The organism is Amycolatopsis sp. NPDC114503, from assembly GCF_055633655.1.
On sequence record NZ_JBVKDT010000005.1, the window covers coordinates 729,871 to 754,176 of the forward strand.

Annotated in this window: 23 protein-coding genes; 12 read left to right on the forward strand and 11 right to left on the reverse strand. The window is 69.1% G+C overall.

Going from position 1 to position 24,306, the window contains the following annotated elements; all coding sequences use genetic code 11:
• Positions 1 to 4 precede the first annotated feature (4 nt).
• Positions 5 to 574, forward strand: coding sequence for a class I SAM-dependent methyltransferase (locus ACZ7OI_RS25190; protein WP_470266614.1), 570 nt, complete (start codon positions 5 to 7; stop codon positions 572 to 574).
• Between the two features lie 41 nt (positions 575 to 615).
• On the opposite strand, the gene ACZ7OI_RS25195 is transcribed toward ACZ7OI_RS25190, so the two are convergent.
• A complete protein-coding gene (locus ACZ7OI_RS25195) occupies positions 616 to 2,337 on the reverse strand; it encodes a serine/threonine-protein kinase (RefSeq protein ID WP_470266615.1) in 1,722 nt (573 codons plus the stop codon).
• Between the two features lie 217 nt (positions 2,338 to 2,554).
• On the opposite strand from ACZ7OI_RS25195, the gene ACZ7OI_RS25200 reads away from it, so the two are divergent.
• Complete coding sequence (locus tag ACZ7OI_RS25200) at positions 2,555 to 4,429, forward strand: propionyl-CoA synthetase (protein ID WP_470266616.1); 1,875 nt, start codon at positions 2,555 to 2,557, stop codon at positions 4,427 to 4,429.
• A 119-nt stretch (positions 4,430 to 4,548) separates the two neighbouring features.
• Positions 4,549 to 6,123, forward strand: a complete 1,575-nt coding sequence (locus ACZ7OI_RS25205; RefSeq protein ID WP_470266617.1) for a beta-N-acetylhexosaminidase — start codon at positions 4,549 to 4,551, stop codon at positions 6,121 to 6,123.
• On the opposite strand, the gene ACZ7OI_RS25210 is transcribed toward ACZ7OI_RS25205, so the two are convergent.
• The 4 genes from ACZ7OI_RS25210 to adh form a co-directional block, all read right to left on the reverse strand.
• On the reverse strand, positions 6,100 to 6,789 hold the full coding sequence (locus ACZ7OI_RS25210; RefSeq protein WP_470266618.1) for an MOSC domain-containing protein: 690 nt from the start codon (positions 6,787 to 6,789) through the stop codon (positions 6,100 to 6,102). The two genes, ACZ7OI_RS25205 and ACZ7OI_RS25210, sit on opposite strands and share 24 nt — an antisense overlap.
• A gap of 26 nt (positions 6,790 to 6,815) precedes the next feature.
• Positions 6,816 to 7,325: a hypothetical protein gene (locus ACZ7OI_RS25215; protein ID WP_470266619.1), complete on the reverse strand. Its 510-nt coding sequence runs from the start codon at positions 7,323 to 7,325 to the stop codon at positions 6,816 to 6,818.
• A 100-nt stretch (positions 7,326 to 7,425) separates the two neighbouring features.
• On the reverse strand, positions 7,426 to 7,797 hold the full coding sequence (locus ACZ7OI_RS25220; RefSeq protein ID WP_470266620.1) for a DUF779 domain-containing protein: 372 nt from the start codon (positions 7,795 to 7,797) through the stop codon (positions 7,426 to 7,428).
• Complete coding sequence (gene adh, locus ACZ7OI_RS25225) at positions 7,797 to 9,320, reverse strand: aldehyde dehydrogenase (protein WP_470236090.1); 1,524 nt, start codon at positions 9,318 to 9,320, stop codon at positions 7,797 to 7,799. Before adh ends, ACZ7OI_RS25220 begins: the two co-directional genes overlap by 1 nt.
• 106 nt (positions 9,321 to 9,426) lie before the next feature.
• Between adh and ACZ7OI_RS25230 the strand changes: the two genes are divergently transcribed.
• Entirely contained in the window at positions 9,427 to 10,899 is a 1,473-nt protein-coding gene (locus ACZ7OI_RS25230) for a helix-turn-helix domain-containing protein (RefSeq protein ID WP_470266621.1), read from the forward strand.
• Positions 10,900 to 10,902: 3 nt separating this feature from the next.
• On the opposite strand, the gene ACZ7OI_RS25235 is transcribed toward ACZ7OI_RS25230, so the two are convergent.
• Genes ACZ7OI_RS25235 through ACZ7OI_RS25250 form a run of 4 tightly spaced genes read right to left on the reverse strand, consistent with a single transcriptional unit; the run spans position 10,903 to position 13,726 of the window.
• A complete protein-coding gene (locus ACZ7OI_RS25235) occupies positions 10,903 to 11,814 on the reverse strand; it encodes an NAD-dependent epimerase/dehydratase family protein (RefSeq protein WP_470266622.1) in 912 nt (303 codons plus the stop codon).
• 25 nt (positions 11,815 to 11,839) lie between these two features.
• Complete coding sequence (locus ACZ7OI_RS25240) at positions 11,840 to 12,709, reverse strand: YwqG family protein (RefSeq protein ID WP_470266623.1); 870 nt, start codon at positions 12,707 to 12,709, stop codon at positions 11,840 to 11,842.
• A 42-nt stretch (positions 12,710 to 12,751) separates the two neighbouring features.
• A complete protein-coding gene (locus ACZ7OI_RS25245) occupies positions 12,752 to 13,354 on the reverse strand; it encodes a DinB family protein (protein WP_470266624.1) in 603 nt (200 codons plus the stop codon).
• Between the two features lie 51 nt (positions 13,355 to 13,405).
• Positions 13,406 to 13,726 (reverse strand): ArsR/SmtB family transcription factor, encoded by a 321-nt coding sequence (locus tag ACZ7OI_RS25250; RefSeq protein ID WP_470266625.1) that lies wholly within the window; start codon positions 13,724 to 13,726, stop codon positions 13,406 to 13,408.
• Positions 13,727 to 13,834: 108 nt separating this feature from the next.
• On the opposite strand from ACZ7OI_RS25250, the gene ACZ7OI_RS25255 reads away from it, so the two are divergent.
• The 5 genes from ACZ7OI_RS25255 to ACZ7OI_RS25275 all read left to right on the forward strand — a co-directional run bounded on the left by ACZ7OI_RS25255 (position 13,835) and on the right by ACZ7OI_RS25275 (position 18,459).
• A complete protein-coding gene (locus ACZ7OI_RS25255; protein WP_470266626.1) occupies positions 13,835 to 14,983 on the forward strand; it encodes an FAD-dependent monooxygenase in 1,149 nt (382 codons plus the stop codon).
• A gap of 121 nt (positions 14,984 to 15,104) precedes the next feature.
• On the forward strand, positions 15,105 to 15,890 hold the full coding sequence (locus tag ACZ7OI_RS25260) for an SGNH/GDSL hydrolase family protein (RefSeq protein ID WP_470266627.1): 786 nt from the start codon (positions 15,105 to 15,107) through the stop codon (positions 15,888 to 15,890).
• Positions 15,887 to 16,456: a TetR/AcrR family transcriptional regulator gene (locus ACZ7OI_RS25265; RefSeq protein WP_470266628.1), complete on the forward strand. Its 570-nt coding sequence runs from the start codon at positions 15,887 to 15,889 to the stop codon at positions 16,454 to 16,456. Before ACZ7OI_RS25260 ends, ACZ7OI_RS25265 begins: the two co-directional genes overlap by 4 nt.
• 213 nt (positions 16,457 to 16,669) lie before the next feature.
• Entirely contained in the window at positions 16,670 to 17,812 is a 1,143-nt protein-coding gene (locus ACZ7OI_RS25270; RefSeq protein ID WP_470266684.1) for a sensor histidine kinase, read from the forward strand.
• Entirely contained in the window at positions 17,809 to 18,459 is a 651-nt protein-coding gene (locus ACZ7OI_RS25275) for a response regulator (protein WP_470266629.1), read from the forward strand. The genes ACZ7OI_RS25270 and ACZ7OI_RS25275 overlap by 4 nt, the downstream gene beginning before the upstream one ends.
• Here ACZ7OI_RS25275 and ACZ7OI_RS25280 read toward each other — a convergent pair.
• Positions 18,426 to 19,859 (reverse strand): phytoene desaturase family protein, encoded by a 1,434-nt coding sequence (locus ACZ7OI_RS25280; protein WP_470266630.1) that lies wholly within the window; start codon positions 19,857 to 19,859, stop codon positions 18,426 to 18,428. The genes ACZ7OI_RS25275 and ACZ7OI_RS25280 overlap by 34 nt on opposite strands.
• Positions 19,860 to 19,994: 135 nt before the next feature.
• Here ACZ7OI_RS25280 and ACZ7OI_RS25285 point away from each other — a divergent pair, with 135 nt between their 5' ends.
• Together ACZ7OI_RS25285 and ACZ7OI_RS25290 are read left to right on the forward strand one after the other, a co-directional pair.
• Positions 19,995 to 20,726: a DUF2786 domain-containing protein gene (locus tag ACZ7OI_RS25285; RefSeq protein WP_470266631.1), complete on the forward strand. Its 732-nt coding sequence runs from the start codon at positions 19,995 to 19,997 to the stop codon at positions 20,724 to 20,726.
• Positions 20,727 to 20,762: 36 nt separating this feature from the next.
• The gene (locus ACZ7OI_RS25290; RefSeq protein ID WP_470266685.1) at positions 20,763 to 21,473 is read left to right on the forward strand and encodes a GNAT family N-acetyltransferase; all 711 of its coding nucleotides are present in this window, start codon (positions 20,763 to 20,765) and stop codon (positions 21,471 to 21,473) included.
• 1 nt (position 21,474) lies between these two features.
• Here ACZ7OI_RS25290 and ACZ7OI_RS25295 read toward each other — a convergent pair whose 3' ends face one another.
• Entirely contained in the window at positions 21,475 to 22,401 is a 927-nt protein-coding gene (locus tag ACZ7OI_RS25295) for a LysR family transcriptional regulator (protein ID WP_470266632.1), read from the reverse strand.
• Positions 22,402 to 22,604: 203 nt separating this feature from the next.
• On the opposite strand from ACZ7OI_RS25295, the gene ACZ7OI_RS25300 reads away from it, so the two are divergent.
• Positions 22,605 to 24,293: a 2-isopropylmalate synthase gene (locus ACZ7OI_RS25300; protein WP_470266633.1), complete on the forward strand. Its 1,689-nt coding sequence runs from the start codon at positions 22,605 to 22,607 to the stop codon at positions 24,291 to 24,293.
• The last annotated feature ends 13 nt before the right edge of the window (positions 24,294 to 24,306 follow it).

The following is a 24,306-nucleotide window of genomic DNA, read 5'->3' on the forward strand; positions in this document are numbered from 1 at the left end:
GGCCATGCCGATGAACCTGATGCACCGCAAGCTCTGCAGCTCGGAAAGGTGGGCCGCCGCGGTGGCCGGGGTGCTGCCGGACTGGCTCGCCCGCTTCGAACTCGGCGACGACGTGCTGGAAATCGGACCGGGTTTCGGGGCGACCACGCGGGTGCTGGTCGACGCTTTGCCGCGGCTGACCGCGCTCGAAATCGACCCGGCGTCGACCCGGTTGTTGCGGCAGAAATACGGCGACCGGGTCGAGGTCGTCGAGGGCAGCGGCGCGGAAATGCCGTTCGAGGACGGCCGGTTCTCCGGGGTCGTGTGCTTCACGATGCTGCACCACGTGCCGACGACCGCGCTGCAGGACCGGATCTTCGCGGAGGCGTTCCGGGTGCTGCGGCCCGGCGGCGCCTACTGCGGCGTGGACAGCCAGCTCAGCTTCGGCTTCCGGCTGCTGCATCTCGGGGACACGATGAACGTCCTCGACGCGGACACCCTGCCCGCCCGGCTGACAGCGGCCGGGTTCGAGCAGGTGCGCGTGGAGTGCGAGCCGAAGAAGCGGCTGGAGTTTTCCGCAGTGAAGCCGTCGTGAGCGCTAATGCCGGTTCTAACCGGTATTAGCACTCACGAGGCTCAGCGGGGTGAGCGGCGCGGAACGATCTGCGTAACCGGCCCGTCCAGCGCCTTGCCCTGGCGGCTCAGCCAGCCGTCGACCTCGCGTCGCACCGAGTTCAGCGTCGGACGACGGCGCGGTTCCGGATCCAGCGACGCCGCCAGTATCCGCGCGTGCACCGAACGCTGCGGCATGTGCGTGACCGGATCGGCCCGCGCCGCGGCCATCAGCGCGGCCATCGGCGTCTCGCGGGTGCCGCGCGGCGGCTGGCCGGTCAGCGCGTAGCTGACCGTGGCGGCGAGCTGCCACGCGTCTGAGGCCGGGCTCGCCGGGGAGCCCATCGCCTGTTCCGGCGCGACGAAGTCGGGCGTGCCGATCATCATCCCGGTGGCGGTCATCTTGGAATCGCCCTGGCTGCGGGCGATGCCGAAGTCGATGAGGTGCGCGATGCCCGCCGGGTCGAGGATGACGTTGGACGGCTTCACGTCGCGGTGCAGCACGCCCCGCTCGTGCGCCGCGACCAGCGCGCCCGCCATCGTCGACCACAGCCGTCCGGCGGCGACGTCGTCGATCGGGCCCTGTCCGTCGACCACCTCGGCGAGCGGGCGGCCCTGCAGGTACTCCATGACGAGCGCGAGCCCGTCCGGTTCCTCGGCCAGGTCGTACACGCGGACGCAGTTGGGGTGGTTCACCACGGCCAGCGCTCGCGCCTCGCGCTGCATCCGCTCCTCGGTGTCGTGGTCGGGCGCGTGCGCGATCTTCAGCGCGACAGTGCGGTTGAGCTGCGTGTCGACGGCTTCCCAGACCGTGCCGAACCCGCCGGTCCCGAGCTGGCGGACGCGCCGGTACCGGCTGCTGCCCGCGTTGCGCGAGCCAGGAGGCGGCGGAATCATGCCGGGCGCGGCGGCCAGCGCCCCGGCCGGCGGCGGCTCCGGAGCGGACGCCAGCGCGGTGGCCGGGTACGGCTTGTTCTGCGGCGGCGGAGGCGGCGGCAGCTGCTCCCGGCGGGGTGGCGGCTGCGCGGCGGGCGGTTCGTCGCGGCGCGGCTCCGGCCGGTTGATCACCGACCACGGCGGCGGGCCGACCAGCGCGACCGGGATCAGTCCCAGGATGCTGAACGGCAGGAACCCGAGCCAGAAGTGCACCGCGGTGTTGGCCGACATGCCCGCCGACGCGATCGCCATGACCACGAAGGGAATCCAGAAAAACCGCGACGGCCACTTCGGCCCGCGACGGAACGCGGTGCGCGCCTGCAGCATCACGAACAGCAGCGAACCGACCGGCAGCACCGTGAAGGCGAGCAGGTACAGCACGTAGGAAAGCTTGAGGCCGCGCGGGTAGAAGAGCGTCTCGAAGACGTTCGACCCGCCGCCCAGGTAGGTCTTCTGCGGGCCGATGAACGAGCAGTAGTTCGTGCTCAGCTTGGCCATTTCGGAGGCCGACAGACCGCTCGCGCCGCCCGCGTTGGCCGCGCGGAAGGTTTCCGAGATGCCCGACGCCATCAGCCACGGCAGCACCAGCACGCTGACGACGCCGATGAGCCCGAACACGGTGAGCGTGGTCGCGTCGTACCGGTTGCCGGTCCCCTTGCGGACGATCGCCACGATCAGCGCCCCCGCCGCCGGGAAGAGCGCGACGAGCGCACCCGCTGTGGTCGTCGCCCACACCCAGTCGCCGGGGCAGAACCCCGGGCCGAACAAGGTGTGCGCGAACGAGAGCAGCGCGCTCGCGATTCCGCTCACCGGCTGGTTCCCCTCACTGTCAGTGTTGCCCTCGTGCCGCTGCGCGGCCGTTCCCCACGGTCCAGCTTAGGACGCACACGGCCTCCGCGGGGTTGCCGGGTCGCGCCCGGATCGTGATCCACCGCATCCATCCCGGCGGACCGCGCTGACCTGCGACCCGCCGCGGGAAAGGCCATCATGAGGGCAGATTCGGCCGTCTGAAGTCAAAGGAGACCTCGTGGGCGCGTACACCGAGACGTATCGACGCAGTCTGGACGACCCGGAACAGTTCTGGCTCGAAGCCGCCCGGGCGATCGACTGGACGCAGCGGCCCACCCGCGCGCTCGATTCGTCCGCCGCGCCGTTCTACCGCTGGTATCCCGACGGGGAGCTGAACACCTCCTACAACGCCCTCGACCGACACGCCGACGGCGGTCGCGGCGCGCAGGACGCGCTGATCTGGGATTCGCCGGTCAGCGGGCGCAAACGCCGCTACACCTACGCCGAGCTGCGGGACGAGGTCGCGACCTTCGCCGGCGCGCTCGCGTCGCTCGGCGTCGCCCGCGGCGATCGCGTGATCCTTTATCTGCCGATGATCCCGCAGGCGGTCATCGCGATGCTCGCCTGCGCGCGGATCGGCGCGGTGCACTCCGTGGTGTTCGGCGGGTTCGCGCCGAAGGAACTGGCCGCGCGGATCGAGGACGCCAAGCCGAAGCTGATCCTGGCCGCGTCGTGCGGGATCGAGCCGACGCGGGTCGTCGAGTACAAGCCGATCATCGACGCCGCCCTCGAGACCACCGAGCACCAGCCGGACCACGTCGTGGTGTTCCAGCGCGAGCAGGCGCGCGCAAAGCTGTCCGGCACCGATCTCGACTGGACTGAGCTTGTCGCCGACGCCGACCCGGTGGATCCGGTTCCGGTGAAGGCGACCGATCCGCTGTACATCCTCTACACCTCCGGCACCACCGGGCGGCCGAAGGGCGTCGTCCGCGACGCGGGCGGGCACGCGGTCGCGCTGGCGTGGTCGATGGGCGCGCTGTACGACATTCACGCCGGGGATGTGTGGTGGACGGCCTCCGACGTCGGCTGGGTCGTCGGGCACTCGTACATCGTCTACGCGCCGCTGCTGGTCGGCGCTACAACCGTGCTGTACGAGGGAAAACCCGTCGGAACGCCGGACGCTGGCGCGTTCTGGCGGGTCATCTCCGAACACGGCGTGCAGGCGCTGTTCACCGCGCCGACGGCGTTGCGCGCGGTGAAAAAGGTGGACCCGGACGCGGACGAACTCAAGAAGTACGACCTGTCCCGCTTCCGCACGCTGTTCATGGCGGGCGAGCGGCTCGATCCGGAGACCTACCACTGGGCCCACGACATCCTCGGCACGCCGGTCGTCGACCACTGGTGGCAGACCGAAACCGGCTGGCCGATCGCGGCCAACCCGCGCGGTCTCGAGCCGATGCCGGTCAAACCCGGGTCGGCGACGAAACCCGTTCCCGGCTGGGACGTGCGGATCCTCGACCAGGCGGGCGAGGAACTGCCGGCCGGCCGCGAAGGCGCGATCACGCTGAAACTGCCGCTGCCGCCAGGTTCGCTGCCGACGCTGTGGGGCGACGACGAGCGCTACCGCGAGGCGTACCTGTCGCGCTATCCCGGCTACTACCTGACCGGTGACTCGGGCTACCTCGACGAGGACGGCTACCTCTTCGTCATGGGCCGCACCGACGACGTGATCAACGTGGCCGGGCACCGGCTGTCGACCGGTTCGATGGAGGCCGTGCTGGCGTCGCATCCGGCGGTCGCGGAGTGTGCGGTGATCGGGGTCGCGGACCAGCTGAAGGGGCAGGTGCCGCGCGGTTTCGTGGTGCTGAAGTCCGGGGTGGAGGTGCCCGAGGACCAGCTGCGGGACGAGCTGGTCGCGCTGGTCCGTCGCGATATCGGGCCGGTGGCGGCGTTCCGGGACGTCTCGGTGGTCAACGCGCTGCCGAAGACGCGCTCGGGGAAGATCCTGCGCAAGACGATGCGCGGGATCGCCGACGGTCGCGACGAGGCGGTTCCGTCGACCATCGAGGACCCGTCGGTGCTCGACGCCTTGCGGGCGATCCTGCGGCCCTGAGCATCCCGGCGAACGGGACATCCAGCGTCAGCAGACCCTTTCGGGCGTTGTCAGCGTCCCCGGTAGTGGTCTATACCTCTTGGAGTCCGCCTTCTCCGCGACGCGACCGGAGGTATGCCGTGAGGAAGACCCTGTCCAGGGCCGTGCTTGGGGTGACCGTGCTCGGGCTCGCCGCGGTGGGAGTGCCCGGGCCGGCCGCGGCGAGTCCCGCGCCCAGCGAACGGCAGGTCACCGACCTCGTGCCGATGCCGGTGCACGCCGTGGCGAAGGCGGACGCCACCTTCCGGCTCACGCCGCTGACGGTGATCCGGGCCGGGCACGGCACCGGCGACGTCGCCTCGTACCTGCGCGGGCTGCTGCGGCCCGCGACCGGCTTCCCGCTACCGGTCGTCCCGGTGAGCCCGGGACTGTCATCGATCTCGCTCGACCTCGGCCACGCCGACCCGCGCGTCGGCGACGAGGGATACCAGCTCGACGTCACGAAGAACGGCGTCCAGCTGCGCGCCAACACCTCCGCCGGGCTGTTCACCGGCGTCCAGTCGCTTCGGCAGCTGCTGCCGTCCGCGATCGAGGCGAAATCGGTGCAGCACCGGACGTGGACGATCGCCGGCGGCAGCGTGCTCGACTACCCGCGCTTCGCCCACCGCGGCGCGATGCTCGACGTCGCGCGGCACTTCTTCACGCCTGCGCAGGTGAAGAAGTACATCGACCAGATCGTCCAGTACAAGATCAACACACTGCACCTGCATCTCAGCGACGACCAGGGCTGGCGCATCGAAATCAAGAGCTGGCCCCGCCTGGCGACTGAAGGCGGCAAGACCGCGGCCTATGGCGATCCGGGCGGTTATTACACGCAGGAGCAGTACAGCGACATCGTCGCGTACGCCGCGAGCCGCCACATCACGGTCGTGCCGGAAATCGACATGCCCGGGCACACGAACGCCGCACAGTCGGTGTATGCGGAACTCAACTGCGACGGCAAGGCAGTCCCGCCGCGCACCGACATCGAGGTCGGCTACAGCTCGCTGTGCATCAATTCGCCCACCACGTATCGATTCGTGGAGGACGTGATCCGCGAACTCGCCGCGATCACGCCCGGCAAGTACATCGGCATCGGCGGCGACGAAGCGCATTCGACGTCAGCCGCGGACTACAAAGCCTTCTACGAGAAGGTAACCCCGATGGTCGCCAAGTACGGCAAGCTGATCACCGGCTGGCACGAAATGGCGAAGACGCCGCTGCCGACGTCCGCCGTGCCGCAGTACTGGGATCAGGGCGGCCCGAACGCGGACGTGGCCGCCGCGGCGGCGCGCGGGAACAAGTTCATCATGTCGCCCGCCAACCACGCCTATCTCGACATGAAGTACACGGAATCGACCAAACTCGGCCAGGATTGGGCCGGTCTGGTCGAAGTCCGCGACGCCTACGAATGGGACCCGGCGACACTCGTCCCCGGCGTCGGGGAGAAATCCGTCGCCGGGGTCGAAGCTCCATTGTGGACGGAGACCATCCGGACCAACGACGACATCGAGTACATGGCCTTCCCGCGCCTGCCCGGCGTCGCGGAAATCGGCTGGTCGCCAAAGCAGTCCCGGACCTGGGACGGCTACCGGGGCCGCATCGCCAAGCAAGCGCCGCGCTGGGAAGCCCAGGGAATCGACTTCTACCGCTCACCCCAGGTCGACTGGAAGTGATTCCCTAGCCCGGTCCACTTTGGACTGGATGCCCTTGCGATAACCCTCGGGCAACGCGTCGGCCGACAGCACCCGCTCGGCCAGCTCCAGCATCTGCCCAGGTTCGGGCAGCCGTGCGTAATTCGCCGACGCGACCTGGAACGTCTCCGCGACGGTCGGACCCTCGGACCGCTCCACCAGGTCGAGCGGTCCGGCCGTCGGGACGGTGCCTGGCCGCAGCACGCGCAGGTACCACCCGCAGCGACGGGCGTCGATCATCGCGGGCACGACGTCCTTGCGGCCGGTCCGCATCGCGAGCTTGAAGCACGGATGCCGCGGCTGCGCGATCTGCACGAGCGCGTCGCCCCAGGCCCAGACGTCGCCGATGCGCGCGTCGCTCTCCAGCGCGCCGTGCACGGAGAGATTCTCGCCGAAGTCGCCGTGCGCGACGTCGTACCCCTCGTCGGTCCACACCGGATAGTGCTCGACCGGATAGACGTAGACGGCTTTGTCCGGGCCGCCGTGCACCGAGAGGTCGGCCTGGCGGTCACCGGCCAGGTTCAGCTCGGACAGCGCCAGTTCCGGCGTGCCGACGCGGGTTTTCCGGATGGCGCTCAGGACTGGTTGGTCCCGCTGGTGGCCGAGCACGGTCGGCTCGCCTACGTAGACGTCTTTCAGCGACAGCATGGAGTGAACCTAGCAAGTGCGCTGGGCTATTTGGACGGGTCGGGGAAGCCAGGGGTCTGGCTTCGCACGTAGACCGTCTCCTCGGCGCCGGGTTTCACGAACACCCAGAACGTCGCGTGATACGGCGTCTCGAAGTGGGTATAGAGGTAAGCCTTGGCGTTGGGGTCATAGGTCCAGCCGAACTGCCGCATCTCGTTCGCGTTGAACGGCGACAGCGGGTCCTGGGGATCGTCTCTCGGCCACTTGAGACTCGGCTCCGCCGGGTCCGCGCCGTACTGCTCCAGGAAATCGTCCACACAGGACTTCGGCGCGACGAAGGTGAAGGCGAGCCGTTCGGTGAGCCTGGGCTGGACGTCGAACCGGAAACCCTTGACCGCACAGGACGGCAGCGTCACCTGGAACCGGGCCGAGGCCTCTTCCCAGCTGACGCCGTCCTCGCTGCCCGGATACGCCCGCGGATCCGGCGGGCCGCCGCATCCGGCCACCGTGACTGCGGCACAAAGCGCAGCGACCACCGCAAGAATCCGCGACACCATGGAGCAAACCTAGCGGTGCCGCACCCAAGGCTTCCAAAGATTTTCGGCCCGGTCGAACCACAGCACCCGGTGAGCGGGAAACGCTCACCGGGTGCCGCGCTCAACCGTTCAGCTCCGCAGACTCCTCGTCGCTGAGCAGCCGCGACCGGATCAGGAACCGCACCCCCTCCGGCGCCTCCAGCGAGAACCCGCTGCCCCGCCCAGGCACCACGTCGATGGTCAGATGCGTATGCCGCCAGTACTCGAACTGCGGCCCGGACATCCACACCGGCACCGCGTCGATGCCGTCCACCGCCAGGTCGCCCAGGTGCACGTCGTGCGCGCCGACCCGGAATTCGCCCGCCGGGTAACACATCGGGGCGCTGCCGTCGCAGCATCCGCCGGACTGGTGGAACATCACCGGCCCGTGGACTGGCACCAGCCGCCGCAGCAGGTCGGCGGCGGCCGGGGTCAGGGCGACCCGTTCCCCCATCAGAAGAAGCCCAGCGCCTGGTCGGAGTAGGAGACCAGGAGGTTCTTCGTCTGCTGGTAGTGGTCCAGCATCATCTTGTGGTTCTCGCGGCCGATGCCGGACGCCTTGTAGCCGCCGAAGGCCGCGTGTGCCGGGTAGGCGTGGTAGTTATTCACCCACACGCGGCCGGCCTGGATGTCGCGGCCCGCGCGGTAAGCGGTGTTCCCGTCGCGCGACCAGACGCCGGCGCCTAGGCCGTACAGCGTGTCGTTGGCGATCTTGAGCGCGTCGTCGTAGTCGTCGAACTTCGCCACGGACACCACCGGGCCGAAGATCTCTTCCTGGAAGATGCGCATCTTGTTGTCGCCCTCGAACACTGTCGGCTGCACGTAGTAGCCGCCCGACAGGTCGCCGCCGAGGTCGGACTGCTCGCCGCCGGTGAGCACCTTCGCGCCCTCTTGCTTGCCGATGTCGATGTAGGACAGGATTTTCTCGAGCTGGTCGTTCGAGGCCTGCGCGCCGATCATCGTCTCGGTGTCGAGCGGATTGCCCTGCTTGATCTTCTTCACGCGCTCGACCGCGTCGCCGAGGAACCGGTCGTAGATGCCGGACTGGATCAGCGCGCGCGACGGGCAGGTGCAGACTTCGCCCTGGTTCAGCGCGAAGAGCGCGAAGCCTTCCTGGGCCTTGTCGTAGAACGCGTCGTTGGCCGCGGCGACGTCGTCGAAGAAGATGTTCGGACTCTTGCCGCCCAGTTCGACGGTCACCGGGATGATGTTTTCGCTGGCGTACTGCAGGATCAGCCGCCCGGTCGTCGTCTCGCCGGTGAACGCGACCTTGCGCACGCGGTTGCTCGACGCGAGCGGTTTGCCCGCTTCGACGCCGAACCCGTTCACGATGTTCAGCACGCCCGGCGGGATCAGGTCGCCGATGATCGACAGCAGCAGGTGGATCGACGCCGGGGTCTGCTCGGCGGGCTTGAGCACGATCGCGTTGCCCGCGGCCAGCGCCGGGGCGAGCTTCCAGACCGCCATCAGCAGCGGGAAGTTCCACGGGATGATCTGGCCGACGACGCCGAGCGGCTCGTGGAAGTGGTAGGCGACGGTGTTGTCGTCGATCTGCGAGATGCCGCCCTCCTGGGCGCGCAGCGCGCCGGCGAAGTAGCGGAAGTGGTCGATCGCGAGCGGGATGTCGGCGGCGAGGGTTTCGCGGACCGGCTTGCCGTTCTCCCAGGCCTCGGCGACCGCGATCTTCTCGAGGTTCTGCTCCATCCGGTCGGCGATCTTGAGCAGGATGTTCGCGCGTTCCTCGGTCGAGGTGCGGCCCCACGCGGGTGCGGCGCCCTCGGCCGCGTCGAGCGCCCGGTCGATGTCGGCCGCCGTGCCGCGGGCGATCTCGGTGAAGGTCTTCCCGGTCACCGGCGTCGGGTTCTCGAAGTACTGCCCGCCCGCCGGGGCGACGTACTCGCCGCCGATGTAGTGGTCGTAGCGGGTCTCGTAGTCGACGACGGCGCCGTCGGTGTTCGGTGCGGCGTATACGGCCATCTTGCCCTGCCTCGTTGCTGGTCGGTGACGGTCGGCGGCGACCGTAGGCCGGGCAACGTTGCGCCAACGTTGCAGCCTTGTGACCAGGGTCTCTACTCTCGTTCACGTGGCGGAGCTGCCCGAACCCGACCTGCTGCGCGATCCGGAGTCGTACGCGCGGCTTCTCCGGCATGTCCGCGAAGCGGTGCTCTCCGGGGCCACCGCGCCGCGCTCGCCACGCTCAGTGGTGTCGGCTTCGTGGGAACGCTCGCTGGCCGCGCACGTCGACCCGGACGCCGGCGAGGCCCCGCTGATCTTCGAGGCGGACGAACTCACCGACCTGCGCGCGGAGCATCCGCTGGCCCCGGTGCTGCCGCTGCTGCGCGAGATGCTGGTGAGCATCGCCGACGACGCCGAGCACATGATGATCGTGACCGACGCGAACGGGCTGATCCTGTGGCGCGAGGGCGCGACCGGCGTGCTGCTGCGCGCGGATCAGGTCGCGCTCACCGAGGGCACGAGGTGGAGCGAAGAGGCGATCGGCACGAACGCGATGGGCACGACGCTCGCGACCGGGAAGCCGGTGCAGATCTACTCCGCCGAACACCTCGTACGCCGCTATCACGCCTGGACCTGCGCCGCGGCCCCCGTGCGCGACCCGGACACCGGCGCGCTGCTCGGCTCGATCGACGTCAGCGGTCCGCTCCGCACCGTGCATCCGGCGATGTTGTCGCTGGTCACGGCCACGGCGCAGCTTGCCGAGGGACGGCTGCGGGCGGATTTAGCGGTCCGCGACGAGAAGGTGCGGCGGGCGAACATGCCGCATCTGGCGTCGTTGCACGGCCAGCCCGGCGCGCTCCTTTCCGCGGGCGGGCGGGTGCTGGCGGCCGAATCGTGCACGCTTCCGTCCACTGTGGAGGTACGGAAGGGCGGCGGCACGGTCACCCTGCCGGACGGCCGGATCGCCACCGTCGACCCGCTCGACGAGGGCTATCTCCTGCGGATCGCCACCTCCGGCTCCGCGACCCGGCGGAGGTTGTCCCTCGAATACCTCACCGACGGCCCCGGATCGACCACTGTGGAGGGTCGAGACATCCCGTTCACCTTGCGGCACGCCGAATTACTGACCTTGCTCGCGCTACAGCCGCGCGGGTTGTCGGCGGAGAAGCTGGCGTTGCAACTGTACGGCGAGGCCGGCAATCCGGTGACCGTGCGCGCCGAGATCCACCGGTTGCGCACCCAGCTCGGCACTGGGGTGTTGCAGACGCGCCCGTACCGTCTCGCGGCCACAGTGGACGCGGACTTCCTGCGCACCAAGGCCGCCCTGCGCGCCGGAGACGCCGCGGCGGCGGTGCGGTCGTTCCAGGGTCCGCTGCTCGCGGAGTCGGAATCGCCCGCGATCCTGGAGGAACGCGAGTCGATCAGCGCGCAGGTCCGGCAGCTGGCGTTGAACAGCGGGGACGCGGACACATTGTGGGCGTTCTGGGAAACCTCCTGCGGTGCGGACGATCTGGCGATTCTGGACGCGTTGTCCGCGGTGCTGGAGCCCTCGGATCCGCGGTTGGCGGCGGTGCGGACTCACCGCGCCCGGCTGGGCTGATCCTTACCGCGCGGCAGCGGTTTCCCGGATCGCCTCGTCCACCGGGGCCGAGTAGTTCAGCTCCAAATACAGCTCCCGCAACAGCAGCCCGTCCATGTGCTGTACCGTCAGGCCTGGTTGCTTTCCGGTGAGCCCGTTGAGAAATCCGCCGAGTTTGAACGCACCGCGCACCGGCCAGGACGGCATCGACCGCACCCGGCGCGGCCGTCCCGCCGCTGCGGCCAGCCGGGCGAACATGTCCGTCCACGGCAGATTCTCCTCTGCCACCGGGACATCCGCGGCCGACGCCGCCTCCAGCGCATCCGCCGTCGCGATCCCAACCCCACGCGCGCTCGTCGCCGCAGTCCCGCCGGGAGGCGCGAGGAGCGGCGAGTTGGAGCGAACCCACTTCACGATCGGCACCGACCACTGCGGCACCCGATCCTCCGCGACCCCAAAGACAAACGGCACTTCGATCACCGCCACCGGCAACTCCGGCCCCGCCGTTTCGCGCGCGACACGGGCCTGCTCCAGCCGACTTGCCACGTACGGATGCTTCGCGGCCAACCCCCACTCCGGGCGTACGCGGTCGAAGTACGTGTAATACGACCCGAGCACCGCAGCCCGCGTACAGCCCGCTTCGCGCGCCGCGCGCAACAACGCGGCGACGGGTGCGACGTTGCCCGCGCGCAACCGAGGCTCAACCGGCCCGCGACCGACCGCACGGTCGTCCATGCCGCCAGCGAAGACAACACCGTCATGTCCGTCGAGTGCTTCGCGCAGTTCGTCGTGTGAAGCCTTCGAGACGTCGAGCGTCCGGTCGACGCCCTCGCGTGCCGTACGCGCGACTGCGGTCGTCTCGTGCCCGCGATTCCGCAGCTCATCGAGGACGTGCTGCCCCAGCAGGCCGCTGCCGCCCACCACCAAGATCTTCATGGTCTATTTCCGTTCGGGCTTGTCGTCAGCCGCACTGCATCACGCAGCGGGCCGCGTCGAACCGGCCTGCCCGCAGATCGTCGGGCCGGATGAGCCAGTACACCATTCCGACGTCTCCCCACATCATGTCGGTTTCTTCGTCACTGTCGAACTGAGCGAGCAGCACCCAGCGGGCTGCTTCTTCGGTGAGCCGCGGATCATCCCATCCGCCCTCCAGCACTTCCGCCGCGATGTCGTTCTCCACAGCGTCCTGGACCGGTGCGGCGAAGCCACCGATCTGATGTCGCGGCGCGTCCCCGTTGACCTCCCAGGTGAGATATCCGAACACGCCGGCACCCATCTGTTCAGGGCTGAGGGACGGCCCGACAGCTTCAGTCAGGGACGCTCCGCTCGCGGTCGTGGTCTGGTCCAGCAGGATGTGCCCTCTTTCCGGGGCGGTGGCCGCGACCTCCGCGAAAACGTCACGGCGCGGATAGGGATCGAGGCCGGACGGAGGCGTTCGTTCGGCGACCGGGGTGCCAGCGGGCACGAAGAACACTCGATAGCCGTCGGGATTATCGCGCAGCGCGTGTCTGAAGTTGTCGGGTGAGTAGCGTCCGTCGAAGCAGAAGAACAGCAGCGTGCCCGTCTCCGGCAGCGGGATCGTCACGAACTCGCGCGGCAGCGTCGCGCAGTCCACCGCGGCGACGAACGTGAGCGGCCCTACCTCCTCCCACGTCGGCCATTCCACCTCCTCCGGCAGCGCCGGGTTTCCGCCGAGCTGCCCCACGCACGGCCCCGTGCCCTTGGCGGCAAGCCGGATCCCGGGTTGGAACAGCTCGATCCATTTCGCCGCCACCTCGGCGGGCAGACGGTCTTGAGCGAGGGCGCTGAGTCGATCTCTCCATGCAGTCACTCCGTCATAGTGGCGCAAGGCACCGACAAAAATTGATCATCGCTATGACTGGCGGCCGGATTCAGGTTTGGCGACGGCCGCGGTGGCAGCGCGCTCGATCTCGTCGCACCGGGCTTCCCAGAAGGTCGCGTCGCGCTCCTGGGCGGCGTAGTCGGCTGCCGTGCCGGTCGAGCCGTCCAGTTGTTCGCGCAGGATGTCGGCGTGCCCGGCATGCCGGCTGGTCTCGGTGAGCAAGTGGACCAGGACGTTGAACAGCGTCACCTGAGGCCGCGGCCACCAGGGCACGTGACCGGGCGAATCCATAGCCAGAGCCGCGATTGTCGCGTCGGAGTGCGCCCAGACGCGCCGGTAGCGGCCGACGATCTCCTCGCGCGTCTCGTGCTCGGTGGCCCACACGTCCGCGCCGCGTTGCGCGAGGTCGTCCCATCGGGGCAGAGGTTCCGGGAACGGCCGGTCGAAAACCTCGCCGAGATACCGGGATTCCCAGAGCGACAAGTGTTTGACCAAGCCGAGAAGGTTAGTTCCGGTCCGGGTCAGGGGACGGCGGATCTCGTACTCGCCCAGCCCCTCGAGCTTCCAGAGCAGCACCTCGCGCATCTCTCGCAGCTCGCCGTGCAACTGCTCTTTCGCGACATCACCGTTCATGAGGCGAGCCTGCCACGCACGGAGGACAGCTGTCCTTCCCGCCGGGCTGTGTCAAGCGCGGCGCTCCGCGGTCAGCAGGTCGAGAAGACCGGGGAGCCGGCGGTTGATTTCCGCCCGGCGCAACCGGATTCCCTTCCGGTTCCCGTAATTGATCTCGTGGATGAGCCCGGCCTCGCGCAAAACCCGGAAGTGGTGCGTCTGCGTTTGCTTGGACACCGGGAGATCGAACGAGTTGCAGGTGCGCTCGCGGTCGCTCCCGTCCGCCGCCAGCTCCGCGATCACGGTGCGGCGATGCTCGTCGGCGAGCGCGCGGAACACCGCGCCCAGGTCGGCATTCCCGGCATCGTCCTCGGCCGGACCTGACGCGGTCATCGCCTCACCTCTTTCAGGTACGTCTTGCATCGTACCTCACGGCCGTGCTTGACTAAAGGTACGACGATCGTCGTACCTGAGAGTTTCCCGTCCCGGAAAGGTTGCGCCATGACGCGTTCCCGCGTCCTGATCCACGGTGCCGGTATCGCCGGCCCCGCTCTCGCCTATTGGCTGGCCCGGCACGGGTATCGGCCGACAGTCGTCGAGCAGGCCAAAGAGCTGAGATCCGGCGGCAGTGCCGTCGTCGTCAAGGAACCGGCGCTGACGGTCGCCAGGAGCATGGGCATCCTCGCGCAGTTGCGCGAAGTCGCCACCAGTTCGAGTGCCCTCTCGCTCCTCGATCCGGACGGGCGGCAACTCCTCCGCGTCCCGACAACTTCCCCGCAGGCGGTCGAAGTAACCCGATCAGACCTGTCGGCAGTGCTCCACCGGGCAGCGCGCGACGACGCGGAATTCCTCTTCGACGACACGATCACCAGCCTGCGACAAGACCGATCAGGGGTCGAGGTCACCTTCCGCCGGTCACCGCCGCGCCGTTTCGACCTGCTCGTCGGCGCGGATGGCATCCATTCCCCGGTGCGCCGCCTGGTCTTCGGACCGGCGGAGCAGTTCACGACCGGCATGGGCATGTACAGCGCGACGGTGCCGATAGAGCCCAGCGCCCTCGACGACCCGAAAGCAGCGGTAATGCTGACCGCACCCGGCCGGATGCTCACCCTCCACCCGTCCCGGGGAAAGCCACTCGCGATGTTCACCTTCCGCGGCGGACCGGTGCCCGGCTACGACCGCCACGACACCGCGCTCCACAAGCGCATGGTGGCCGAGGCGTACGCGGGAATCGGCTGGCGAAGCCCCGAACTGGTCGAGGCGTACCAGAACCACCCCGCGCCTTTCTTCGATCCGCTCGCCAACGTGCGGATGGAAAAGTGGTCGCACGGCCGCGTGACATTGCTCGGCGACGCGGCATCCGCGGTAGCCCTGCTCGGCGACGGGTCAAGCATGGCAATAGCCGGCGCCCACACGCTGGCCGAAGCACTCGCAGCACATCCCGGCGACCATGCGCGAGCTTTTCAGGCCTACGAGGCGAAACACCGGCGACAGGTGGATCCGCGGCACCGGCGCGTCAACCTCGTCGGCACGCTGCTCGTTCCGCGAACTCGGCATGGGCTGGCGCTGCGCAATACGGTCGGCCGAGCTGTGGGGCTCGCCACTCGCACGCGAAACACCTTGCCTGCCAAGCAGAACAGCCGGGCCTGAGCGGCAGCCGGTCGCCTCCAGCGGCCAGGACAACCCCACCCGCAACCTTCCCGGGTAGACACCGTCTACATACTTTGATAGACAGTGTCTACAAGATGAACCAGAGGTTACGGAGAGCGGAATGGGTTTCCACACGTTCGTCGCCGTCGGCGACAGCTGCGCGGAGGGGCTGGACGATCCCTGCCCGGATCACAGCCAGTACCGCGGCTGGGCGGATTACGTCGCCGGGCGGCTCGCGCGCGACGAAACCTCGTTCCGGTACGCCAATCTGGCCGTTCGCGGACGGCGGCTCGATCAGATCACCGCGGAGCAGCTGCCTGCCGCCGAGCGGCACGAGCCGGATCTGATCGCGTTGTTCGGCGGCGGCAATGACGTGATGAGCCGCGGCTGGGACGCCCGCACGGTCGCGCGTCGCGTGGACACCGCGATCCGGCAGTGCACGCAGATCGCGCCGAACGTCGTCACCTTCACCCTGAGCGACATCGCGCATCGGATGCCGCTGGGCGGACGGATGCGGCCGCGGATCACCGCGCTCAACGACGCCATCCGCGAGGCTTCGGTCAGCTACGGCGCGAAACTCGTCGACCTGTGGCCGGACCAGGCCGCACACGACTCGCGCTACTTCGGACCGGATCGGCTGCATCTGTCGCAGGCCGGGCATCTCCGCGTCGCCGGCCACGTGCTCGACCGGCTCGGCGTGGCGCACGACGGCAGCTGGCTGCGGCCGTTGCCCGGCGTTCCGGCCCAGGGCAGCGCGATCGCCGACCTGCGCTGGCTGTGGCAGGAGGTGCTGCCGGTGGGGATCACGCGGCTGCGCAACCGGCTCATCGGCCGGTCTCCTGGCGACGGGTTCCTGCCGAAGCGTCCGGAGCTGCTGCCCGTGGCCTTCTCCGAAGCTCAGGTATGAGCGCGCGCCAGCGGTTGATCAGCACCGCAGCGGACTTGCTTGTCGGCTCCGGCGTCGAGGCCGTCACGTTGCGCGGTATCGCGAAGGCGGCTGGCGTGTCGCACGGCGCGCCGCTTCGCCACTTCTCGGGGCGCGCGGAGCTGCTGTCGGCCGTAGCGACGCTTGGCTTCACACAGTTGCTCCAGCGGGGAGCACAGTTGCCCGACGGCACCCCGCGCGAACGCGTCACGGCCGCCTGTCACGCGTACGTCGACTTCGCGGTTACGAACCCGGCCATGTTCGAGCTGATGTTCCGTCGCGACCTCATTGACCCTGAAGAGCCCGGGCTGGTCGCAGCCAGCAGTGCCGTCTTCGACACCTTCGCGGAACTAGTGCGCCTCGACCGCGCCGAAGCGGACGACGACCGACTGCGTCCGGGTACGGATCCTCGGCTTGTCGCAGCGTCGCTGTGGGGCGCGTTGCACGGTCTCGCGCAGCTGTGGCTGTGGGGCGGACTGGCTGGAGCGAGCTTCGCGCCTTCGCCGGAATCGGCGTTGGCGGTGACGCTGGACGCGTATCTGGGGTGAAGCTCAGCGGAGAGCCCGGAATCCTCCCCACCCCTGGCTCTCCGCCGAGCAGCGGGAATGGATGACCATTCGGAACCGACCGTAACCGCTCGATCCGGCCCCGGGATCCACCTCTCGCCGCATCCGCCGGTAAACCCTGGCGGTAGGCGGCCTGCCGCGACCGCGGTAGGGAACTGGGAAACCGCCGGTCAGGAAGGTAGCTTCGGGCGCGTGATGCGGATCTTGCGGGCGCGGCCGCTCCTCACGGATTCGCTGCTGGCCGCCGCGGTCGGACTATTCCTTTTCGCCGGGGCGGCGGTCCACCACGGTTCTCTCGGCGACCGTCCGGGGCTGCCCGGGTTGCTGCTCGCGGTGGCGGGCGCGGCTCCGCTGGCGGTCCGGCGGCGCTACCCGATCGGCGTGCTGATCGCGGTCACCGTGCTCGTCGGCGCGTTCGCGCTGGCCGGGTATCGCGCGACGCTCGGCCGTCCCGACGTGCTGATCGCCGCGTACACGGTGTGGGCGCGCTATCCGGTGCGGCAAGCCTGGCCGCCGTCACTGTTCGCGGTGGCCGGTTTCGAGGTGACGATGCTCGTCGGCGACAGCTCGAACCCGATCGGCGACACGGTGATCGCCGTGCTCCAAGCGTCCGCCACTGTCCTTATTGGACACTCCGTCTATCTTCGCGGCCTCGCCCTGCACGCGACCGCGGAACGTGCCGACCGCGCCGAGCTGGCGGTCGTGGAAGAGCGGCTGCGCATCGCGCGCGAGCTGCACGACGTCGTCTCCCACCATCTGTCGGTGATCTCCGTGCAGGCCAACCTCGCGCGGTACGTCTTCGAATCCGCGCCGGACACCGCGCGCGGCGCGCTCGACACGATCACCGGCACAACCACCGAGGCGCTGGACGAACTCCGCCGCCTGCTCAGCGTCCTGCGACCGCCGCATCACGAACCGGGCGAATACCGTCCGCAGCCCGGTCTCGACGAGCTTCCCGCGCTGGTCAGCCGGGTCCGCGAGGCCGGGCTCACGGTGCGGCTGCGGGTCACCGGAACGCCCCGGACACTGCCGTCCGGCCAGCAACTGTGCGCGTACCGGGTCGCGCAGGAAGCTTTGACGAACGTGCTGAAACACGCGCCGGATTCGTTCGCCTCGCTGGACGTCGAATACCTGGCCGGCGCGCTGCGGCTGAGCGTGGCCGACTCCGGCGGCGGACCGCACGCCGACGGCAATCCCGCCGGTCACGGCCTCGTCGGCATGCGCGAGCGGGCGCGTATGTACGGTGGCGAAATCGAAATCGGGCCTCGCGAACCGGCGGGGTTCGAGGTTGTGCTGACCCTCCCGTACCCGGGCCGGACCGCCGGAGAACCGAAGTGACCAGTGTGCTCGTGGTGGACGACCAAGACCTCGTCCGCGCCGGCCTCGTCGCGCTGCTCAACGCCGCGCCGGGCGTCGAAGTCGTCGGCGAGGCACGCGACGGATTGGAGGCCGTGCACGAGGCGGCGCGGTTGCGGCCCGAGGTGATCCTGATGGACATCCGGCTGCCCGGCCTCGACGGCGTGTCGGCCACCTCTCGCATCCTCGCCGGGCCGGAGAACCCGCGAGTGCTGATCCTGACCGTCTTCGACCTCGACGAGTACGTTTACCGCGCGCTGCGGGCCGGTGCGGCCGGGTTCCTGCTCAAGGACAGTCCGCCGGAGACGCTGATTTCCGGCATCCAGGCGGTGGCGCGCGGGGACATGCTGTTCGGCCCGACGATCACGCGGCGGCTGGTCGAGGCGTACACGAGCGGGCCGCCCGCGGAACCCGCTCCGGAGCTGAGCGGGCTGACCGAGCGCGAACGCGAGGTGCTCCGGCTGGTCGGCACCGGGATGCCGAACGGGGAGATCGCGGCTCAGCTGCTGGTCAGCGAGGCCACGGTGAAGACGCACCTCAACCGGCTGATGCCCAAACTCGGGATCTCCAGCCGGGCACAGGCCGTCGTGGTCGCCTACGAAACCGGTTTGGTCCGGCCGGGGCGGTAGCCGAATTCGTTGCGCAGCACGCGTTCCGCGGCGTGCTGGCCGGCCATCCCGTGCACTCCCGGACCGGGCGGCGTCGCGGCCGAGCACAGGTACACGCCGCGCAACGGGGTCCGATACGGATCCCAGCGCGGGACCGGCCGCCCCAGCACCTGGCGCATCGTGACCGCGGCGGCCGCGATGTCGCCGCCGACGTAGTTGGGGTTGTAGTCCTCGAATTCGCTCGCCGGGATCGCGCGCGAGGCGAGGATCGTGTCGCGGAAACCCGGGGCGAAGCGTTCGATGCGGCGGATGATCGCGGCGGTCGGGTCGAGCGGATCTCCTTGCGGGACATGAGCGTAGGCCCAGATCGGCTGTTTGCCGGGAAGACCGCGGGACGGGTCGGCGGCCATCGGCTGGGAGAGGAGGACGAACGGATCCCTTGCCCGTTTCCCGGCGGCTACCGCGTTTTCGGCCGCATGCACCTCGGCTCTCGTCCCTCCGATGTGGACAGTCCCGGCTTGGGCGAGTTCCTTCTCGCGCCAGGGGATTGCTTCGGAGACCAGGAAGTCGACCTTCGCCGCTGCAGGCCCGTAACGGACTTTCTCGAGCGCCCGGCGGTACTGCTTCGGCAGGTGCGGCCCTGCTAGGTCTAGTACGCCTTTAGGCGCTATGTCCAGCAGTACGGCGCGCGCATGCGCTAACTCGCGTACGTCGGTGACGCGCGCATTGGTGCGTATGCGACCACCGTGTGCCTCGATGTCGGCGACAAGGGCGTCGGTGATGCGTTGCGAACCACCGCGGGGAATCGGCCAGCCAGTGGTGTGCGCGAGGTGGCTCAGCAGTACCGCGATGCCGCCGCCGATGAGTGAGGGCAGCTTGCCAAGCGCGTGCGCTTCTACCCCTGCTATCAGCGCTGCTGCTTCCTTGCCCTTGAAGGGATTCACTGTCGCCGCGAGAGCGCGCGTCGCGATGTACGCCGCCGTACGCGGATGTGGCGGGTGGCGAAGGTCGCCGAGGAGCACTTCGGTGATCTCAGCGCTGTTCTCGATCAACGGCGTCATGAAGCGCCGCCACCGTTCCCCGTCGATCCCTAGCCGCGCACAGGTGCGGTCGAGATCCGCGTACGCGATCGCTGTGGTCTTCTCGTCGATCGGCTGCGCGTACGGGATTTCGGGATGGCAGAGGTCGAGATCGAACTGCCTCAGAAACGGCGAGGCCGCCGCCATCGGATGGACCGCCGAGCAGATGTCATGGACAACGTCGGAGTCGAACAGGTGCTTCGACCGCGCCCCGCCGCCCGGCTCGCCCGCCGCCTCGTACACCTCGACCGACAACCCGGCCCGCGCGAGCACGACGGCCGCGGCGAGGCCGTTCGGCCCCGAGCCGACGACCGCGACGTCCAGCGTGACAGGCGGAGACACGTCCCGAGCCTACGACTGCGACGAACCCGGCGCCCAGTGTCACTCCCGAACATCTGATCGAATATTGTCGTACCCCACGCCTACCGTGCACCCCATGCCGGTCCGCACGGGCCGCGCCTGCTGGAGAGGGGGGTCATGCCCGACCACGACACGTTGCTGGAGCGCGTTCGGAAGCTGCTGGCCAAGGCCGAGGACCCGGCCGTCACGCCCGCCGAAGCCGAGCTGTACAACACCAAAGCGGCGCAACTGATCGCGCGGCACGGGATCGACAACGCGATGCTGGCCGCGTCCGGCCAAAGCGGCGACGACATCACCGTGCTGAAGCTGCCGATCGCCAATCCGTACAGCCGCGACAAGGCCAGCCTGCTCACCAGCATCGCCTACCCGTTGCGCTGCCGGACCCTGCTGCACCGAGTCGGCCAAGGCGTCGAAGAGGTCACCGTGTTCGGCTTCCGCACCGATCTCGCGCGGGTCGAGTTGCTGTTCACCAGTCTGTTGCTGCAGGCGAGCACGCAGCTCACCCGGGTGCGTCCCGAGGAGCGAGTGTTCCGCGAATCGCTGGCGGCTTACCGGCGGACGTGGCTGCACGGCTTCGCGCGCGCGGTGCACGAGCGGCTGAGTGCGGCGGAGGAGAACGCCGTGCGGACGTACTCCGATGTCGCTGGCGGAAAGTCGGCGGAGCTGGTGGTGCGGGACCGGACGGCGTTGGTGCAGCAGGCTTTCGACCGCGAGTACGGAGACCTGCGCTCGGCTGCTCCGCGGCGGCTGTCGGGGTCGGGGTATCGGGAGGGGCATCGGGCCGGAACCCGGGCGAACCTCGACCCGGCCGCGTTGGGGAGGCGGAGGTCGGCGCTTCCGGTGCGGTGAGGTGATACAAGCTGCCGCCCGCTGGAGGACCTCGTGATTCGCATCGAAGACCTCGCCACCCGGCCTGAGCTGCGCATCCCCGCGCTCCAGCTGGGATTCGTCGGCGGAGAGTTCCTCAGCCAAGGCCTCACCGCCGCGCTGGCCAGCTCGAAACGAATCGCCGCGCACTGGCCCGAATTCTTCCTGATTCTCCTCGACAACGAGGTCCCCGTCGCGCGCGCGGCAGCGATACCCGTCGCCTTCCCGGCCGCGGAGCGACCCGAACTGCCCGATCACGGCTGGGACGGTGCCCTCGTCTGGGCCGCCGAAGACCACCTCGACGGCCGCGAGCCGACCACGCTCGTCGCGCTGGAGGTGTACGTCGCGGAATCCGCGCGCGGGCAAGGGATTGCCGCGCAAGCGCTCGCCGAGCTGAAGAACCGGGCGCGCCGGGCCGGGCTTTCCCGGCTGGCCGTGCCGGTGCGGCCGACCGGCAAGCCGCCCCTAGAGTCCATTGTGGACTACCTAGGCCGGGGCACCGATCCCTGGCTGCGCAGCCACGAGCGGCTCGGCGCGGAATTCCGGAAGATCGCGCCGTTCGCGATGACCGTCACCGGCACGCTCGCACAGTGGAAGCTGTGGACGGGCGTCCGCCTCGGCGACGGACACACCGTCGTTCCGGGCGGAATCGCACCCGTGCTCGCGTCGACGGAGCAGGATCTAGGCGTGTACGTCGAGCCGAACGTCTGGTACGAACACCCGCTCTGACCTACCGCTCCCAGCCAGGCAGCCAAACCCCGTCCCCCGGCTCCTGCCCCGTCACCAGATAATCCCGCAGCTTCAGCACATCCGGATGCGCCGGCTCCCGCCGCCACAGGAGCGACATCGGGTACACCGGCGTCGGGTCGACCACCAGGATTCGGCGGAGGTCGTACTCGTCCGGCCAGAAGTACCTCGAACCTGCGCCCACGAACGTCGACAGCTCCGGGGACGTCGCCAGTTCGTCCAGCATCGTTTCGTTGCCGAAGACCGGACCGGACACGTCGATGGTCAGGTCGAACGCCTCGGACAGCTCCGCGTAGTACGCGCCCCACTCCGTGCTCGCCGACAGCCCCGGCATCCAGATCCGATGGCCGACCAGCTTCCCGATCGGCACTGACGGCAGGTCCGCGAACGGATGCCGCGGGCCGACCAGCAGTTCGTGTGCGTCGTAGTCCACGACTCCGCTCGTCACGCCGCCCGGAAGGTCGCGCTTCGGCACCCCGCGGAACGCCGCGTCGACCGAACCGGCGGCGACCGCTGCGACGGCGGCGTCGAAGCTCAGCTCGGCACCAGTGGTCACGACCTCCAGCGCTACCTCGGGGAACGCCCGGTGGAAGCCCAGCGCCAGATGCGCCGACTTCGTCCGTCGGTTCAGCACGTCCACCCGCAACGGACGCTTCTCCGGACGCACCGCGGCGAGCGCGCGCTTCTCCGCGTCGAGCAGCACCCGTGCGTGCGGCAAGAACGCCTCGCCGTCGCTGCTCAACCGGGCCCCGCGCGCGGTTCGGGTGAACAACTGCACCCCCAGCTCGCGCTCCAGCGCACCGACGCGTTTGGACACGGCTTGCTGCGTGATCCCCAGCTCCGCGGCCGCTTCCTGGAACTGCCCTCCGTCCACGACGGCGACGAAGGTCCGCACGAATTCCAGCTCCACGGGCCAATCCTAAGCGCTCGCGTCGCGCGCCGCGGAGATCTGCCCCAACCCCGCTACTTGTCTGAGGAGTTGTGCTACGCTCCGCCTCGATGTTCACGCGCTTCCTTCTCCTTCGCCGCCACGGCGGGGCCTGACCGGACCGGCCCCCCGCCGTGGGGCAAGCACGCGCGCCGGTCGGCTTCCGACCACCTGAAGGACCGCAGATGAACACCGTTTGGAACCGGCAGCGACCCTCCCGCATGCCGTCGCACCGCTACCGCGACGTCTACCAGCGCGTCGAGGTCCCCAACACCGACCGCGCCTGGCCCGGCAACCGGATCACGCACGCCCCGCTCTGGGTTCCGGTCGACCTGCGCGACGGCAACCAGGCGCTGGCCGAGCCGATGGACCCGGCGCGCAAACGCCGATTCTTCGAGCTGATGCTCACCATGGGGTACAAGGAAATCGAGGTCGGCTACCCGTCCGCCTCGCAGACCGACTACGACTTCGTCCGGCTGCTCGCGGACACCGATCTGGCCCCGGACGACGTCACCATCGTCGTGTTCACCCCGGCCCGGCGCGATCTGGTCGAGCGCACGGTGGAGTCCATTCGCGGCATCCGCAACGACGTCGTGATCCACCTGTACACCGCCACCGCGCCGACCTGGCGCACGGTGGTCCTCGGCCACGATCAGGCGTCGCTGAAAGAACTGATCCTCGACGGCGCCCGCGACGTTCTGCGCGCGGCCGGCGACCTGCCGAACGTCCGCTTCGAGTTCTCCCCCGAGGTCTTCAACCTCACCGAACCCGACTACGTGCTGGAGGTCTGCGACGCGGTCACCGAGACGTGGCAGGCGAGCCCGGGCCGTCCGGTGATCCTGAACCTGCCGGCGACCGTCGAGATCGCGACGCCCAATGTGTACGCCGACCAGATCGAGTACATGCACCGCAACCTCGCCCGCCGCGATTCGCTGATCCTGTCCGTGCACCCGCACAACGACCGCGGCACCGGCGTCGCGTGCGCCGAACTGGCCGTGCTGGCCGGGGCCGAACGCGTCGAGGGCTGCATTTTCGGCAACGGCGAGCGCACCGGCAATGTCGATCTGGCGACGCTGGCCCTCAACCTGCACGCGCAGGGCGTCGACCCGATGATCGATTTCTCGGACATCGACGAGATCCGCCGCACCGTCGAATACTGCAACCGGATCGAGGTTCACGCACGGCATCCGTACGTCGGCGACCTCGTGCACACCGCGTTCAGCGGCACCCATCAAGACGCGATCAAGAAGGGCTTCGCCGAACACCACGCACGCGCCGCGGAAACCGGCGTGCCCGCCCGTGATCTGGACTGGCGCGTCCCGTACCTGCCGATCGACCCAGCCGACCTCGGCCGCGACTACGCCGCCGTGATCCGCGTCAACTCGCAGTCCGGCAAGGGCGGAATCGCCTATCTGCTGGAAAGCGAATACGGCATCACGCTGCCTCGCCGGCTGCAGATCGACTTCGCGCGCCGCGTCCAGGACCACACCGACGACTCCGGCCACGAGGTGTCCGCGACCGAACTGTGGCAACTCTTCACGACGGCTTACCTCCAGCCGAACCCGGCAATCACGTTGTCCCGCTTCGAAAACTCAGCCGACGAACACACCAGCATCACCCTGCGCGTCGACGGAACCGAGCACACCACCACGCACACCGGAACCGGGCCCGTCGAAGCGCTCACCGCAGCGCTCGGCGCACACGGGCGGAAGGTCGACATCGTGGCGCTGCACCAGACGAGTATCGGCTCCGGCAATGACAGCGAAGCGTTGACACTGCTGGAATATCGCACTGACAGCGGTACACAATGGACAGCCGGGCGAGACCGTTCCGTACTCGCGGCCAGCTTGACCGCAGTGGTGAATGCCGCCTAGGTCGGGGAAATCC